Source organism: Brevibacillus antibioticus (assembly GCF_005217615.1).
Taxonomy (GTDB): domain Bacteria; phylum Bacillota; class Bacilli; order Brevibacillales; family Brevibacillaceae; genus Brevibacillus; species Brevibacillus antibioticus.
In genome coordinates this window covers 3,073,002-3,089,860 of record NZ_SZNK01000001.1, presented here as the reverse complement: position 1 = coordinate 3,089,860, position 16,859 = coordinate 3,073,002, and the positions used below count along the sequence as shown (strand labels likewise).

15 protein-coding genes are annotated in these 16,859 nt (G+C 48.6%); 12 read left to right on the top strand and 3 right to left on the bottom strand.

Annotated features, from left to right (window positions below):
* The first annotated feature begins 6 nt into the window (after nt 1-6).
* The 10 genes from E8L90_RS14380 to E8L90_RS14340 all read left to right on the top strand — a co-directional run bounded on the left by E8L90_RS14380 (nt 7) and on the right by E8L90_RS14340 (nt 9,202).
* Nucleotides 7-996 (top strand): Gfo/Idh/MocA family protein, encoded by a 990-nt coding sequence (locus E8L90_RS14380; RefSeq protein ID WP_137029980.1) that lies wholly within the window; start codon nt 7-9, stop codon nt 994-996.
* A 13-nt stretch (nt 997-1,009) separates the two neighbouring features.
* Nucleotides 1,010-1,984, top strand: a complete 975-nt coding sequence (locus E8L90_RS14375) for a Gfo/Idh/MocA family protein (RefSeq protein ID WP_137029979.1) — start codon at nt 1,010-1,012, stop codon at nt 1,982-1,984.
* Nucleotides 1,985-1,999: 15 nt separating this feature from the next.
* Complete coding sequence (locus tag E8L90_RS14370) at nt 2,000-2,974, top strand: Gfo/Idh/MocA family protein (RefSeq protein WP_137029978.1); 975 nt, start codon at nt 2,000-2,002, stop codon at nt 2,972-2,974.
* Nucleotides 2,975-2,979: 5 nt separating this feature from the next.
* The gene (locus tag E8L90_RS14365; RefSeq protein WP_137029977.1) at nt 2,980-3,804 is read left to right on the top strand and encodes a sugar phosphate isomerase/epimerase family protein; all 825 of its coding nucleotides are present in this window, start codon (nt 2,980-2,982) and stop codon (nt 3,802-3,804) included.
* Between the two features lie 27 nt (nt 3,805-3,831).
* Nucleotides 3,832-4,818: an ROK family protein gene (locus E8L90_RS14360; protein ID WP_137033445.1), complete on the top strand. Its 987-nt coding sequence runs from the start codon at nt 3,832-3,834 to the stop codon at nt 4,816-4,818.
* Between the two features lie 164 nt (nt 4,819-4,982).
* Nucleotides 4,983-5,123 carry a hypothetical protein gene (locus E8L90_RS30800; RefSeq protein WP_244297228.1) on the top strand — a complete coding sequence of 47 codons (141 nt, stop codon included), beginning with the start codon at nt 4,983-4,985 and terminating at the stop codon, nt 5,121-5,123.
* A 134-nt stretch (nt 5,124-5,257) separates the two neighbouring features.
* The gene (locus E8L90_RS30795) at nt 5,258-5,659 is read left to right on the top strand and encodes a hypothetical protein (protein WP_244297227.1); all 402 of its coding nucleotides are present in this window, start codon (nt 5,258-5,260) and stop codon (nt 5,657-5,659) included.
* A 260-nt stretch (nt 5,660-5,919) separates the two neighbouring features.
* On the top strand, nt 5,920-6,975 hold the full coding sequence (locus E8L90_RS14350; RefSeq protein ID WP_137029976.1) for a hypothetical protein: 1,056 nt from the start codon (nt 5,920-5,922) through the stop codon (nt 6,973-6,975).
* A 133-nt stretch (nt 6,976-7,108) separates the two neighbouring features.
* Nucleotides 7,109-8,023 carry a cysteine synthase A gene (cysK, locus tag E8L90_RS14345; RefSeq protein WP_137029975.1) on the top strand — a complete coding sequence of 305 codons (915 nt, stop codon included), beginning with the start codon at nt 7,109-7,111 and terminating at the stop codon, nt 8,021-8,023.
* A 15-nt stretch (nt 8,024-8,038) separates the two neighbouring features.
* A complete protein-coding gene (locus tag E8L90_RS14340) occupies nt 8,039-9,202 on the top strand; it encodes an FAD-dependent monooxygenase (protein WP_137029974.1) in 1,164 nt (387 codons plus the stop codon).
* A 57-nt stretch (nt 9,203-9,259) separates the two neighbouring features.
* Here E8L90_RS14340 and E8L90_RS14335 read toward each other — a convergent pair whose 3' ends face one another.
* Entirely contained in the window at nt 9,260-10,444 is a 1,185-nt protein-coding gene (locus E8L90_RS14335) for an amidohydrolase (protein ID WP_137029973.1), read from the bottom strand.
* A gap of 241 nt (nt 10,445-10,685) precedes the next feature.
* Between E8L90_RS14335 and E8L90_RS14330 the strand changes: the two genes are divergently transcribed.
* Nucleotides 10,686-12,014: an ATP-binding protein gene (locus E8L90_RS14330; protein WP_137029972.1), complete on the top strand. Its 1,329-nt coding sequence runs from the start codon at nt 10,686-10,688 to the stop codon at nt 12,012-12,014.
* Nucleotides 12,015-12,089: 75 nt separating this feature from the next.
* Here the strand turns inward: E8L90_RS14330 and E8L90_RS14325 are convergent, their stop codons facing one another.
* Together E8L90_RS14325 and E8L90_RS14320 are read right to left on the bottom strand one after the other, a co-directional pair.
* Nucleotides 12,090-13,277, bottom strand: coding sequence for an MFS transporter (locus E8L90_RS14325; protein ID WP_137029971.1), 1,188 nt, complete (start codon nt 13,275-13,277; stop codon nt 12,090-12,092).
* Nucleotides 13,278-13,402: 125 nt separating this feature from the next.
* The gene (locus E8L90_RS14320) at nt 13,403-14,161 is read right to left on the bottom strand and encodes a TrmB family transcriptional regulator (RefSeq protein WP_137029970.1); all 759 of its coding nucleotides are present in this window, start codon (nt 14,159-14,161) and stop codon (nt 13,403-13,405) included.
* Between the two features lie 395 nt (nt 14,162-14,556).
* On the opposite strand from E8L90_RS14320, the gene E8L90_RS14315 reads away from it, so the two are divergent.
* Nucleotides 14,557-16,818, top strand: a complete 2,262-nt coding sequence (locus E8L90_RS14315) for an immune inhibitor A domain-containing protein (protein WP_137029969.1) — start codon at nt 14,557-14,559, stop codon at nt 16,816-16,818.
* Nucleotides 16,819-16,859 lie beyond the last annotated feature (41 nt).

Genomic DNA, 16,859 nt, shown 5'->3' with positions numbered 1-16,859 from the left:
ACCATTATGCATCATGTTCTGGTAATCGGAGCAGGAACCATGGGGACTGTTCACGCGAAATCGTATGCTGCCATGGAGAACGTTAAGCTGGTCGGGATCGTCGATATCCGTAGCGAGAGAGGAAAAGAGCTGGCAGCCGAGACAAAAACAGAATGGTTTGAAAGCTATGAAGAGGCTATAGAAAAACTGGCGCAGGTTGACATCGTAGACGTGTGTTTACCTACATACCTGCATAAAACGTATGTAAAAAAGGCTGCGGATGCAGGCAAGCATGTCATTTGCGAAAAGCCGCTGGCTCGTGATAAGGAAGAAGCTCGCTTTATTGTTGATTATTGCCGGGAGAAAAACGTCAAGCTGTTCGTCGGACACGTCTTGCGCTTTTTCCCAGAGTACGAAAAGTCCCGTCAACTGGTAAATGACGGCGCGATTGGCAACGTGGGTGTGGCACGTACGTTCCGCGGTGGTATCTTCCCGACAGCGTGGAATGACTGGTACGCGGACTACCAAAACAGTGGCAGCCTTGTTTTAGATATGATCATTCACGATTTTGACTTTTTGCGTTGGTGCTTCGGAGATGTGGAGCGTGTGTACGCGAAGGGCTTGCTTGGTCGAGGCTTTGCCCGAATGGATTACGCGCTGGTTACGCTTCGCTTCAAGAACGGCATGATTGCACATGTGGAAGGCTCGTGGGCACATGAAGGCTTTGCGATGAAAATGGAGCTGGCAGGCAAGGAAGGCATCATTTCCTACGACAGCTCGAAGGAAAAACCGCTAGTGGCGGTTAATCGCTCGAAGCAAGCAGGCATGAGTGGAGTCGCAGTTCCGGAGAGTCCGCTACGTGAAAATCCGTATTTCAGAGAACTGAAGCATTTCATCGAATGCATCGACCGTGATCTGGAGCCACTCGTGACAGCAGAAGACGCCGTGAAAGCGGTAGAAATCGCTCGTGCTGCGCTTGTGTCAATCGAAACGGGCAAACCCGTAACTTTGGTGTAGGAGGGGACTGGACATGAAAATCGGAATCATCAGTGTTGCACATATGCATGCATACAGTTACGCAAATGCGGTTGCGAAATTAGATGGGGTTCAATTGGTCGGGGTAGCAGATGAGGATGAAGGGCGTGGAAAGGCGGCGGCTGAAACGTTTGGTGTTCCGTTCTTCGCCGATTATCATGAGCTGCTCGCAACGGATATCGATGCGGTCATCGTCACCTCGGAAAACGCCAAGCACCAAGAGCATACGTTAGCGGCAGCGAAGGCTGGCAAGCACATCTTGTGCGAAAAACCGTTGGCGACAACAGCCGAGGCTGCTCCAGAGATGATCGACTTTTGCCGCGAGCAAGGTGTCATTTTGCAGACAGCATTCCCCGTGCGATTCCATCCGGCTGTCGTTCGAGCAAAGCAGTTGGTGGAGCAAGGCAAGGTCGGACGGGTCATGGCAATCCGGGGTACGAACCGCGGACAAAATCCTGGTGGTTGGTTCGTTGATCCCGAGAAATCCGGCGGAGGTGCAGTGATCGATCACACGGTTCACGTTGTTGATTTGATGCGTTGGTTTATGAACGCTGAAGTGCGTGAGGTTTACGCGGAGATAGACAGCAAGTTTTCCGATACGCCGATTGATGATTGCGGCATTTTGACCATGGAATTTGAGAATGGGGTATTTGCCACACTCGATTGCAGCTGGTCTCGCAACAAGTCCTTCCCGACATGGGGAGACGTGACGATGGAAATTATCGGGACAGAGGGCACAATTTCGCTAGACGCTTTTTCTCAAAAGCTGGATGTGTATTCCAATGAAAAAGGCTTGAAGTGGGTCAACTGGGGCGATGACATGGACAGTCAATTGGTCAAGGATTTCGTCACCAGCGTGCGAGAAAAGAAAGCGCCGTCGATTACGGGTGAAGACGGCTTGCGGGCTGTGGAAGTTGCACTCGCCGCTTATCGATCCGCTGAACAGAAGCAACCAGTCGTATTACGCTAGGACGGTGAAGGACGCATGAGTGTACGTGTAGGCATGATCGGCGTAGGTGGAATCGGGCAGCATCATCTAAAAGGCTTGTTGACGGACGAAAGGGTAAAGGTCGTTGCTGTGTGCGACGTGAATCAAGAGGCGGCTATAGAAACTGCTGAGCGCATTGGGGCGCATGGCTACACCTCGTGGCGTGAGCTATTGGAGGCAGAAAAGCTGGATGCTTTGTTCGTATGTGTCCCTCCTTTTGCACATGAAGAGATTGAGGAAACGGCGGCGGCGAAAGGCATTCATTTGTTTGTGGAAAAGCCAATTGGACTCGACATTCAGAAAGTAAACGAAAAGCAAGCAGCGATTGAAAAGGCAGGGATTATCACTGCGACTGGCTATTGCCTACGCTATCTCGATATCGTGCAGGAAGCGAAAGCGTACTTGGAGGGCAAGTCGATTGCACTCGTCCGGGGCCATTATTTGACCAAGTTCGTTGCAACACCTTGGTGGAGGGAAATGGGCAAGTCGGGTGGACAGCTTGTCGAGCAGGCGACACATACGCTGGACATGATGCGGTATTTGGCAGGAGATATCGAGAAAGTCTATGCGCAGATGGCCTTGCTCGTCTCGCGTGACATTCCAAACATCGATATTCCAGACGTGACTTCCATTAGTATGGTGTTTCAGTCAGGGGCACTAGGACATCTGGATACGTGCTTCATCCAGCCGGATCACCGTACGAATGTAGAAATCTTGGGCAAAGATTTCCGCATCATGATTGACGGAAAGAAATTAGCGATCATGGATGAGCAGGGAACACGTACAAAAGAGAGCACGGTGGATATGTATGTGGAGCAAGATCGGGCGTTTATTACAGCGATTATGACTGGGGACCGCAGCTTGATTCTGTCGCCGTATGAATCAGCAAGAAAGACGCTAGAAGTAACGTTGGCAGCGAATCAATCGGCACAAGAAGAAAAGCCGGTCACCATTTTGAGAAAAGGGGAGTGAGGCGCATGGCTTTTCAAAAGGGAATCAATGCTTGGTGCTTCCCAAAGGAAACGAGCGTGCAAGAAATGTTTCGCCAGGCGAAAGCACATGGCTTTCAAGGGGTAGAACTAAATTTGGACGAGGGAGATGCTCCCTTTCATCTAGAGATGACAGAGCAGGAATTAAAGGGGCTAGCAGATGAGGCTGGCGAGCTCGGTTTGGAGCTGCCAAGCGTCTCTACTGCTCTTTTATGGAAATATCCATTGACACACAATGAGGAAGCGATCCGCGAGCAAGGCATTCGTGTTGTCGAGAAAATGATAGAGGCGGCAAGCATTTTTGGCTCACGGACCGTCCTCGTCGTCCCAGGTCTCGTAACGGCTGAGGTGTCGTATGATACGGCCTACGAGCGAGCGTGTGAAGCCTTGCAGCGCTTGGCGAAAAAGGCGGAGCAGCATCAGGTATACATCGGGGTAGAAAACGTGTGGAACAAGTTTTTGCTTAGTCCACTGGAGATGGCCCGCTTGATCGATGAAGTAGACAGTCCGTGGGTAGGCGCTTATTTTGATGTAGGCAACGTGTTGCAATTCGGTTTTCCTGAGCAATGGATTCGCATTTTGGGCAAGAGAATCCAAGCTATTCACGTCAAAGATTTCAAGACAACGACAGGCAACATCACAGGTTTCGTGCCGCTGCTCGCTGGCGATATCCCATGGAACCGCGTGGTGGAAGCGTTGCGTGAGATCGGGTATGAAGGCTACATCATCCCGGAAATCTCGCCTTATAGCCAGTTGCCTGAGCAATTGATCGTGCATACGTCCCAAGCGTTGGACGCCATTTTTCAATCGTGAATGGACAACAAGGATGTGAAGCGGAAGATGAATCAAGACAAACCATATGCCATCGGGATTGATCTGGGAGGCACGAAGATCATGGCCGCGATCGTCGATGAGCATGGTAATATCCTCAGGCAGGCGAACGCAGCGACCCAAACAAAAGAGGCAGCGCAGGCAGTCATTAGTCGTATCGGTGATTTGGTGCAGACTGTTCTAGATGATAGTGGCATCCATCTCTCACGCATTCGCGGGATCGGGATTGCCACTGCGGGAATTATTGATACGCAGCGTCAAATGGTCATTTTTGCGAGCAATCTAAACTGGAGCGATGTGCCGATCGGCGCGATGCTTCAGGAGAGGTTTGGCGTAGCCGTGCAAGTGATCAATGATGCCAATGCAGCAGCGGTAGCAGAATGGGCGTTTGGAAGTGCACGAGGCACGAAAGACTTGATCTATGTAACGGTCAGTACGGGTGTTGGTGCTGGTATTATTAGTGGAGGACGGCTGATTACAGGTATCGGCGATAGTGCTGGGGAGTTCGGGCATATTTCGCTTGATCCAAAAGGACCGCAGTGCGTGTGCGGGAATAGAGGATGCCTGGAAAATTACACGTCTGGGCTGGCTTTGGCAAGTAGAGCCAGGGAGCAGCTTCGACAGGGTGTTACAAGCTCGTTGCTCGTTGAAAATGGGAATGACTTGAGCAGGATAACGGCTAGAGAGGTAGGAGAGGCAGCGGTTCGGGGAGATTTACTCAGCATGACCTTGATGAAGGAAGCTGGTTATTATCTCGGGGTCGGGCTGACCAATCTGATCCATCTGTTCAATCCGCAGGTGATTGTCATTGGTGGCGGTGTGATGAAGAACGGACAGCTACTGCTTGCAGAAGCGAAGAACGTCATTCGCAAGCGCTCTATCGCTCGGATGGCAAACCAAGCGAGCATCCAGTTGACTACAATTGGTGCGGAAGCAGGTGTGCTCGGTGCTGCAGGCATGTATTATCCGTCCGAGCGTGAAATGGTTGAGGTATAACAAGAATGAGAGAGCTTGAAGCCGATGTTGGGAAGACATCGGCTTTTTGCTATATCTAGCCTGTGCAATGCGAGTCATAGGAACCTAGACCTAGAATCTATCTATTGGTAAAATATTGATTGGAAAATCTCCACATAACTTGATAGAGAAACTGGAGGGGTACCATGGCAGATGCCAACACAGCAAAAGCGAAGAAACCCGGATTTTTCAAAGAACTCCTTACTTTTTTATTGGTAATTGCCATCATCCTCGGAATTGCCAGCGGTGCTATTTTCTATCTGGGAAAAACCTTGATGATCTACTAGGATCGCGACCCGTAGCGAAAAAGGAAACGAATCAGCCCGCACCCGTAAGTCCGGTGTCTACAGGTCAGGAAGCGGGCACAAATCAGCAGTCACATGCTGTACCTGTATCGGCGGAGGGGAAAAGTACAACGGACGTGGCGATGCCAGCAGCTTATCCGGTTGAAACGGTAGGCCAACAAAATAATGTCGTAGGACAAGTAGCACAACCAGCAATTCCTACCCAAAAGGGATCGCTCAAGGGTACGATTACTTGGCAGTATAACGATTTTGTTGGGACGAAGCCGGATGTGAATGCAAGGATTCTACTCATTTCCAAAGGTTATGATAAGAATACGCTCACTGATGATGAAGAGAGTATATTTGCAATAGGTACAGTACCAAAAAAAACGTGGGATTATTTGCTGCAAAAGCAAATGGATATGGAAATTACGAGGTTGGTAACTTACCGGCTGGAGAATATCACATCTTGGTCGTATCAGCACAAACCACTCGCAATATTAATGAGCCTATTGATGAATATTTCACAAGTATATTGAAACCTTACATCAGAAATTGGGATTCATTTGTAAGGATTAGTCTATTACATTTAAAATATGAACTCTCCACGATTACAATCGAAGAAGGTCAAACACTCGATTTCAGTCACGATTTTGGTAATACGTTCTATTAATCTTGTTTTGGCCTTTAGACTCATAGGGTTTTCCCCCGCGATTCATGTATCATTAAACTATGGCACGTTTTGGCAGGAAAATAGGTCAAACGTAATAGAATTTGTGGGTAAAGGGGTCGCCGCAGCATGAAGGGAAAAAAAAACAAAAGCATCATGATCGTCATGGCTATGGTCATCGTCGCATTGCTGGGATACGCAGGCTATCGTTTCTTTGCTCCTGTGACACTGGCGGAAGGGTATTTGTACGAAGACGATACACGTATGCTATACACGAGTGTCACGGTAAATAACGAGAAAGTAAACGTAAAAATAACAGATTCCATCGTCGAAACGGAAGACAGCATCCCCGTTCTGAAAACCGAATCGATCCTGCTGGAGGGAACGATGGATGGGGAGCAGCTGACCCTGAAAAATCCGGCAACTGGTCAGGATATCATCGGCACAGTGGAGGGTGATGAGCTCCATTTTGACGGCCTACTCATGGAAGAGAATAAGGGACTGCCGAGTCTTGTCGCCACAAATAAAAGCGCGTACGAAAGCAAATTGGCGACATTAACCAAGCGCATCAACGAGGAAGCGGAAGTAAAAAAGAAAGAAGTAGCAGAACGAAGCGTCAAAGAAGCGGCACGTGTCGACTTCGCCAAAAAAGTAGAACAGACAGGAAAGCTAGAGGCTGATCTGATTGAAACAGCAAAGTATTTGGACGAGCTGCAATTTACGGATGAAGCGCAGTTTTCAAGCGATCAAATTGAGGAGCTGCAAAGACTGTTGGAAGAGATTCGTACCTATTCGACGCAGCCAGGCTTGAGCAAGATGGAATTCGAGGTCATGCAAGGAACAGTGGGCAGTATGAAGGTGTTGGTCGATGGGATGAACACCATGGATGGCTCGATCCAGGATAAAAACAAAAACATGCAAGAAATGATCGCCATCATGGAGACCGACATGAAGGATATCCAAGCGATATGGGCGGAAATCAAAACGACCGTGCCGGATGCCGAGAAACGGGAAAAAGCAATCCATGCGGCAGTCAAGACGGCGACTGATTCAATCACGCAGGCGAAGCAACGCCAAGGCTCGGTAGATAAAAGCGGGCAAGCAAAAGTGAAAGAAACCGCGAACAGCCTGTATCAACAAGCGGTGAATGTATTGAATCAGACAAAAGCAAAATATAGTTTTTAGACAGGAAGAAGGCTCTCATTCGAGAGCTTTTTCCCATTTGAGCACCCTTATCATTTTCAGGTCGGAAAAATTGTATTATTCTTATAGTATTACTAAGAGATAATCATAAGGCAAATTTTCCAGGAGGAGTACGATGAGCGTCTACCAGAACATTACCGAATTGATTGGAAATACGCCGATTGTTCGACTGAGGCGCATGGTTCCTGAAGGAGCAGCAGAAGTTTTTGTGAAGCTGGAGAAATTCAATCCGTCTGGGAGTGTGAAGGATCGCGCTGCCTACAATCTGATTTTGACGGCTGAGCAAGCGGGACTGATTCAACCCGGGGATACGATCATAGAGCCGACGAGCGGGAATACCGGAATCGGCTTGGCGATGAATGCCGCAGCAAAAGGCTATCGCGCGATTTTGGTCATGCCTGACAATATGTCGAAGGAACGGATCAATATTTTGAGAGCATATGGGGCAGAGGTTGTATTGACACCGAGCGAGCTGAGGATGCCGGGGGCGATTGCCAAAGCGCAAGAGCTGCAAAAAGAGATTCCGCGCAGCTTTATTCCCCAGCAATTCGAGAATCAGGCAAACCCGGACATCCATCGAACGACGACGGCTGAGGAGATTTTTGCGCAAACGAATGGTCGACTGGATGCTTTTGTCGCCACAGCTGGGACGGGCGGAACGATTACCGGAACGGGCGAAGCATTGCGCGAAAAGCTCCCGGAGCTATATATCGCTGTCGTCGAGCCAAAAGGCTCCCCGGTACTATCTGGCGGAAAGCCTGGTCCACATAAACTGGTCGGCACGAGCCCTGGTTTTGTTCCGCACATCCTCAATACAAGCATTTATAATGAAATCATTCAAATCGCAGACGAAGAGGCCCTACAAAGCATGCGGCAGCTTGCGGCGTTGGAAGGGATTCTCGTCGGTCCTTCATCGGGTGCCTCGGTCTTTGCTGCCATCACGATTGCCAAAAGGCTGGGAGTGGGTAAGCGGGTCGTTTGCATTGCGCCTGACACGGGAGAGCGGTATTTGAGTATGAATCTTTTCTAATGAGGAGAAAAGGCGATGAGCAACGAAAAACACGCGCTGATCATCGGGGCAGGTTTGAGCGGGCTTGCTTTGGCGCTTGCCTTGAAGCAAAAGGGCTGGCAAGTGACGCTTTATGAGCAGGTAAAGGAGCATAAAGGCATCGGTGCTGGAATCGTTTTGGCTGCCAATGCCATGAAGGTATTGGATAAGCTGGGAGTCGGACAGGAAGTACGTGAGCTGGGAGCGGCTGTCCGTTCAGCAAGGATTCGCGACTGGATGGGAAATTTGTTAGTCGAGCTGCCTGTCGCGGAACAAGCAAAACGGTACGGAACTGACAGCTACTTAATTCATCGGGCGGATCTACAGCAGGCTTTTTTGGCGAAAATCTCGACGCAGGAATTGGTTTTAGGCAAGCAGTTCGTTTCTTTTTCTCAAGAAGAGGAAAGGGTTCATGCCGCTTTTGCAGATGGGTCCAGTACACATGGGACGATTCTGATCGGAGCGGACGGAATTCACTCCTGTGTACGGAAGAGCTTGTTCGGTGAAGAGTCGATGAGATACTCCGGGTATACGGCGATTCGCGGAATTGCAACTTACCAAGACCCTCGCTATCCACTAGAATCAGGAGGCGGCTTTGAAGCATGGGGCAGGGGGATTCGATTCGGGTTTTCCCATATCGGCAACAATCGAATTCACTGGTTTGCCGCCATCAATGCACCTGAGGGAGAAAGAGAAGGACCGATGGGGCGGAAGCGAGAGACTTTGCGCAGACTGGAAGGCTGGTATGAGCCAGTACGTGCAGTGATTGAAGCGACAGAGGATGCAGCCATCTTGCGGCATGATATATACGACCGTACACCACTCAGCAGATGGAGTGAGGGCCGGGCTACATTAGTGGGCGATGCTGCACACCCGATGCTGCCGAATCTGGGGCAAGGGGCGGGTCAGGGAATGGAAGACGCACTTGTGCTAGCCAGATGCTTGGCAGAAGACGACACGGACTCGGCTTCCGCTTTGCGCATGTATGAAGAAAAACGGAAGAAGCGGGCGAATGCGATTGTGAAAGGTTCCCGCGTGATGGGGGCAGTCACCCAATGGGAAAATCCGCTGGCCATCGCGGCTCGTCATTTCCTGCTAAAAACGATCCCTGCCCGCATCCAGAGCAAAAGACTGGACTGGATTGTCGGACACGAGGTGTGAATATGGCGGCAGAAAAAAGGCAAGGAGCATGAGGCCCTTGCCTTTCAACTTTTACGCTTATTGATGACGTGCCTGATAGGCAAGCAACGCTGCAATGAATAACTGACCGGTCTGGATCATGGAGCGCTCATCGACATCGAATTTGGGATGATGATGCGGATACGTCGCCTGAATCTCCGGGTTTCGTCCACCGACCATGAAGAAGGTAGCGGGGCGCTCCTGGGCAAAGTAAGCAAAATCCTCTCCGCCCATGCCAGGTGGAATTTTCAGTACGCGATCTTCACCAAAAATACGTTTGGCTTCGGCTGCAAGTAGCGGCGTCTCTGTCTCATCGTTCCAAGTAGCTGGGTAGCCGCGCTGATACATGATTTCGCAAGTAGCGTCGACTGCCTGACAGCTGGCTTCCACGATACGCTTCAGTGATTGCTCGACCGCACTCCTCACTTCCTCGTCATACGTGCGTACGGTTCCCTTGAGCTTCACTTGGTCAGGGATGACGTTGAATGCTTCGCCCCCGCCCACGAAGGAGCAAACAGACAGAACGACTTGTTTTAGCGGATCTACCTGACGGCTGGCAATCTGCTGCAAATTCATGACAACCTGACTGCCCAATACGATTGGATCAACGGAGGTATGAGGATAAGCACCGTGCCCGCCTTTTCCGTACAAGACGATCTCGAAGCTGTCTGCTGCTGCCGTAATGTAGCCATGACCGATCCCAACAGTGCCTACAGGAAGCTCGGAGGCAACGTGTGCGCCATATACGACATCGACTCCTTCGAGGCAACCCGCCTCCACCATGGCTTTGGCGCCACCGGGTGGCAGCTCTTCCGCGAACTGATGCAGGAATACCACATTTCCTGGGAGCTCATCGCGAAACTCGCTCAACACTTGTGCGACTCCCAAAAGTCCTGAGGTATGTATATCGTGACCGCACGCGTGCATGACGCCTGGAATGCGGGACTTATACGGTACTTCTTTTTCATCATGAATGGGCAAGGCATCGAAGTCAGCGCGCAACGCAACCGTTTTTCCTGGCTTTCCCCCCCTCAAGAGACCAACAACACCCATGCCGCCGACACCGGTTTGTACTTCTATACCAAAAGAAGCCAACTTGTCCGCTACTTTCTTCGCTGTGTTTTCCTCCTGAAAGGAAAGCTCGGGATACATATGCAAATCACGTCTGAATGCAACAAGCTCTGGATAAATTTCCTGCAGCCGGGCAAACCATCTTTCTTCCATCGAACCCACTCCTTTTTCCTAGGGAAAGAGATTGGTATTTCGTATTCGCCTTATTATAAAAATATTCCGAATCATATTTCAATGTATGATTTCGAGAAGTATAATGAAGCTGAATTCATATTATGTAGACAATTCCAGTATAAATCTCTAGAATATTAGAGAGACATGTTCAAAAAGTCGCGTTTTTAGTACAACTGCGTAATCAAAAGATGACTTTTGGAACAGATGGATTGAGGAGATTATGACGAGTCCACACCCAAAAAATCCCAGAGTACTACTCATTATGCTCATTTCTAGCATCCTTGTTTTGATCTTGACTTGTGTAAGCATCGCGATTTCCTATTTCAATACGATTCAATCCGTCCGACTCTCCATTGCGAATCAAAGTATGAAAGCTGCTTCTACAGTAGCAGACAGTCTAGATGTCGACGCGTATCAGGAGTTTTTACGAAATCCGGTAAAAGAGACGCCCGCCTATAAACGAGTCGAACAGCAATTGAATCAAGCGCGTGAGCAGTTCGGTCTGCTGTATTTATACACGATTCAAGTCAATGAAGACAGGCAGAGTGGTCGCGCGATGATCGTCGCAAGACCTCCAAGTGCGCAGCAAAATTTTGATATCGGTATGCCTATTGATCTATCTTCTGAGCACATTCAAATGATTTACGAAGGATCATCAGCGTACTACTCAGATATTATCAGGGATCCAGATTACGGGGTCTACATGTCTGCGGGCGCGCCGCTTAGAGATAGAGAAGGAAGAATCATCGGAATCATCGGAGTAGATACGGACGTAGCTATTATCGAGGACATTGGAGATGATGTCGTTCGTAGCAGCATTCCTGTTTTTGCGATTCAAGGTTTGTTTGTCGTCGTACTGATCCTCCTGGTTCTTTGCATGGAACGCTGGTACCAACGCGCCATCAAGGCAGCAGTTGACGAGACGGAAGAAACCTATCAGGATGAATTGCGCTCAGTCATTTGTTCGATGCGCTCCATACGCCATGATTTCGTCAATCACATGCAAGTGCTCTACGGTTTGATCGAATGCGGATATTATCCAAAAGCACGAGATTACGTGCAATCGCTGCTGAAAGAAACCAAGCTTCTGGACCTCACCGTGAGGTTTGCGAATCCTGCCTTAATGGTATTGCTTCACACCAAATGGGAGCAGGCTAAGTCCAAACAAATCGTGATGCAATTTGAAGAATGTTCTGATCCAATCGATAGCATTCCTTCCATTGATCTGATCAAAATTTTATCGAATCTGATTGATAATGCAATTGAAGCGGCTGAGTTAGCGGATGGGGAAAAGCGAGTCAGCATTTCTTTTTGTTGTGATGAAGAACACGTTATTTTCCGAGTTGAAAATACAGGCCCAGAAATAACGCCAGAACAACGTGCACGTATTTTCGAGCGTGGCTATACAACGAAAACAGAGAAACAATATGGCTCGCGTGGAACGGGTCTGACGATCGTAGATGCAGTTGTTCACAAGTACAAGGGGAAAATTGAAGTTTGGTCCGAACAGGGAATCACGAGATTTACCGTCTGGTTGCCAGTGAAATAGCTCGTAACGAAAACGATTCTAGGATGATAAGAAAAAGCCGTCAAATAGTTGACGGCTTTTTGCTTTTGCGAGTCGCTATGCATGGTGTCCTGGCGCAGACTGCACTACTTGGCTTTCCTGTGCTTGAAATGGACGTGAGATCGAGTAAAAGGCAAACCCGAACGAAAGCAGGACGAACACGGCTCCAACCCAAGGCGTGTAGATGACAGATGACCGCTCGACGACGAGGCCGCCAGCCAGAGAGCCAAGAGCGATACCTAAATGCTGGGCAGAAGTATTCAAGCTTAATTGAATGTCCGCAGTAGCAGGTGAGCAGGAGATCAAATAGTTCTGCTGTGCTGGCGAAATAGCCCAGCTTAGCGCACTCCAGATGACCATGATAGGCAAGAACAAATAAAGCGAGCCTGTAAAAAACGGCAAGACACACATGATCAAGCCGAACACTGGAATAATGAACAGGATGCTCTTGGTTGCTCCCCATTTGTCTGCAATCCAACCGCCAATACCACCCCCTGCAACGGCAGCAAGCCCGAACAAGAGATAGATCCAGCTCAGTGTCGTTCCGTCTATATTCATCGTCGTTTGTAGATAAGGGGTAAAGTATGCATACAGCGTCAAGTGACCTGTCAGCATTAACAAAACGATAAACAAGGCGCTGAATAGCTTGCCGCTACGGAGGGTGGCCATTTGATCACGCAGCGGAATCGGCGGTGCGGTTTGAACTTTTGGCAAAAACATGAGGATAAAAAACATTGCAACGATACTCAGAGCCGCAATGAGCCAAAATGGGGCACGCCATCCGAAGGCATTCCCCAGAGCCAGTCCGACAGGGACCCCCAGTACGAGCGAACCGCTAATCCCCATGAAAATAACGCCAATGGCGCGGCCGCGATATGCAGGTTCCACCAGACTCGTCGCAATCGTAATCGACAGCACAATCAGGATGGAACTACTTGCTGCGCTCAAGATGCGCGCCGTCATTAATACAGCGTAGCTCGGACTAAGTGCCGCAAGTACATTACTGAGGAAAAAGGCTGCTAATGCATACAAGTATAGCTTTTTGCGCTCGACACGCCTCGTAACATGCAGGAGCAGAGGAGCGGCAACAGCAAAGGCAAGCGAGAAAATGGTGATTAATTGTCCGGCGGTGCTAATCGATACCTGAAGATCACGAGCAATTAGATCGAGTGTACCACCGATAATCAATTCCACCGTACCTACGACAAAGGTAGCGATCGCTAAGATGAAGACACGTGGATTCAAAACAATAGCTCCTCTCAAAGAAAAAGGTTACTACCATAATAGTAACCTTTTTAATCCTGTGCAACTAGAAAATTCTCCATACAAATAAAAAAGACTCTGGCCAAAAGCCAAAGTCCCAGGGAATGTCAGTATCGGAGGCGGATGATCATCTTGCGGATTTCTTCATCGTCAAACAGTTGATCCACATATTTTTGGGTGATTTTTGTCAGTGCGACATCATGGTAAAAAGAATCGGCAAAAAATTTGACGAACGGTTGACCGCGTGTCTTGATCGCATGCCAGCCCGTATCCTCCTCGCCTGCAAAAATCATTTCATCTTGGTCCGCTACGATTAGCTGATAGCGCTCCAAGCCTTGATGCTCTTGCACAGGGATAAAGGAATGAACACAGGAAAGCTTGGTGTTAATCTGCCCGATCACCAAGGCTTCGATCTCTACGCCTTCCTTTTCTTTCCTCTCCAGTAGGGGTACATACTCTAAAAAATCATCGGACCAGGCGGAGATACGAATAGACCGAGTCGCACGTTGGATCAATTGTTTGCATTCCGCGCGGATCGATTCGTCAACCTTCAGGCTCCAGACTCGGTCATCGCGTACGGTTTTATGAGAAAGGGAGCTGGTCAATTTTTTAACGTCCGTTTGAAATTGGCGGGTCAGCTTTTCTACCAGGCTGTCCAGGGGAAGGGCTGTATACCGCTTTTTCTTTTCGGATACGGTGTCAAGGACCATCCCCTTTTCTACCAGACGATTCAACACCTCGTAAACTTTGGCCTTTGGCACCCCCGAATGCTTCACGACCATTGCCGCATCGAGAGGCTCACCGCTAGACGCCAACGCTTCATAAACTTTGCTCTCATACAAAGAAAAACCAAATGTTTGCAGCATCAAAATCCTCCATGGATAACACGAGCACTTTTATTCGATCGTACCGATAATGGAGTTGTTTTGCAAGAAAGAGGGGAGGCGAAAGGGATATTTTTTCGGAAAGCATCGGGTTTTTTCGACGAAATTCGCTATATTTTTTGTGGGTCTTTGGGCAGTAGACACACCAAGCATATATCAAATAAATACCCTATGAATAAATGATTAGCCGAAAATTCGGCACTTGTTGCAAGTAGGTCGATCGCCTTATTGAACCATTTCTTTTGAACGGGAAGGTTTTTTTGTCGAAAGAAAAAATTTGGCAAAGATTACGTATCGCGTAATAATTATGAATAATCGGAATTCGGGGGTTGTTTTTCCGATGCCTTACAAATAGATAGAAAAGAGGGTGAACCGTAGTGAAGAAAAGCAAAAAGATCTTATCCGTTTTATTTTCCTCCTCACTCGTGCTCAGTACTTTCGTGGCTGCACCTGCAACGGGTTTGGCCAAACCAAAAGAGGACAAGCATGATCTGCATGTAGATTTGTCCACTGTTAACCTCGAGCGACTGATTAAAGGGCTAATCGAGCAAGGAATCATTGACGAAGACGCCGATCAGGAAGAGATTGACGAGGCGTTGCTCGAGTATTTGGAAGACAAAAAAGTACCACACGGCATTGATGAATCGTCCTCTTACGGTAAGGAAGCAAGCAGAGGACAGCAGGCAGCATTGGCTGAGGCTGTACAGAAAGTGGCAGAGATGGAGGACGGCGATGAATTGCGCTCTTCCAAACGACTACATACCGATAACATCGTTGTCGCTCTAGTCGAGTTCCCTGACAGGGAGCATAACCAGCTACCAAAAGTGAATGACTCGCTTTGGACGAAAGACTTCAACGAAAAGCATTACAAAGAAATGCTGTTTAATCAGAAGGGGTACAAAACTCCTGAAGGAACCGACATGACAACGATGTCGAAATACTTCTATCTGCAATCGGGAAAAACGTGGACGGTTGATGGTGTGGTAACGCCATGGCAAATGGCAGAGAATGGCTATAAATATTATGGAGGAAACTCCAAGGCTGGTGACGATTCCAATCCGCGCGATCTGGTAGTCGAGACGCTTGCGGCAGTTGGGGAATCCATTGCTGGGAAAGAGGAATTGTACGATCAGCGCGATCCGTATGACTTCGATGGTGATGGAGACCTGATGGAGCCGGATGGCAATCTGGACAACCTCATGCTCGTTCATGCAGGGATCGGAGAAGAGACAGGGGAAGACCCAGATGCGATCTGGTCTCACCGTTGGACCTTGGAAAAACCAGTGGATATTCCAGGCACAAGTCTCAAAGCGTTTGATTACATGATCCAGCCTGAAGATGGCGCACCAGGTGTATTCACTCACGAATACGGACACAATCTCGGTTTGCCAGACTTGTATGACACGAAAAAAGCCGGAAAAGATTCGCCAGTAGGTGCTTGGTCCCTCATGTCGTCCGGTAGCCATACAGGTAAAGTGTTCCAAACAGAGCCAACTGGTCTTGATCCTTGGTCCAAAATGGTTCTGCAACAAATGTTTGGCGGCAACTGGATTGCTCCGGCTGTTCTGGACTACAAAGATTTAGAAAAACGCAAGAAAACGGTTTCGCTGATTGATGCGAGCAGCACCGAGAAAAACGGAAAAGTCGTCAAACTGAATATGCCGAAAGTTGAAAAGAAACCGCCGGTTGAGCCAAAAGATGGTGGTTACGCATACTTCTCGGATGAAGGCAATAAATTGAACACCAAAATGACTTCCGATGTGATCGATTTGACAGGGGTCAGCTCCGCAACGATGAGATTCGATTCGTGGAGAAGCATTGAGGAAGGCTATGACTACCTGAACGTTACTGTGATCGATGCGGATACAGGTGAGAAAAAAGAAGTGCAAAAATTCGATGATGTAACAAAAGGCTGGGACAAAGAAGAAATCAGCCTGAATGAGTTTGTCGGCAAAAAAGTGCAAGTTGAGTTTAACTATGTGACGGACGTCGCTTTCGTGTTGGACGGCTTCTATCTCGATAACTTTGAAGTAGAGGCAGATGGACAAGTCATCTTCGCGGATGATGCAGAGGGTGAGAAGAAGTTCAAATTGGATGGCTTCATCCACTTCGATGGAAAAGGCAAAATGTACGATTCGTACTATCTGGTTGAGCTGCGCTCTCACGAAGGAATTGACGCAGGACTGAAGTACTTCCGCCGCAACGACTCCTTCTTCACGTATGATCCAGGTATGGTGATCTGGTACTTTGATGGTCGCTTCGAAAGAACACGTGACAACAATACGAGCCAGCATCCAGGCTACGGCTTGCTCGGTGTAGTAGATGCCCATCAGGAAGTACGTTACTGGAACAATGATAAGGGTAACAAAAGCGCAATCGCAGACTCCCGCTATCAGGTGAACGATGCTGCGTTTAGCCCGAACAAAACATCCGGTATGGATCTGGATTACATCTATGGAACGATGAAATACGATCCGTTGAAAGGTGTTAAGGACTTTAACGACGGTGATGACTACTCGATGCCGGAAGTGCCGGAAGTCGGAAAAATTCTGCAGCAAATCGGTTTGCAAATCAAGCTGAAAAAGGTAAACAAGAAGTTCACGGATGCTGATGTTGAGTTCTCCATTAACAAACATTAATGAATAAGCCAAAAGACGCCACACAGCGCCAAGCTGATGTT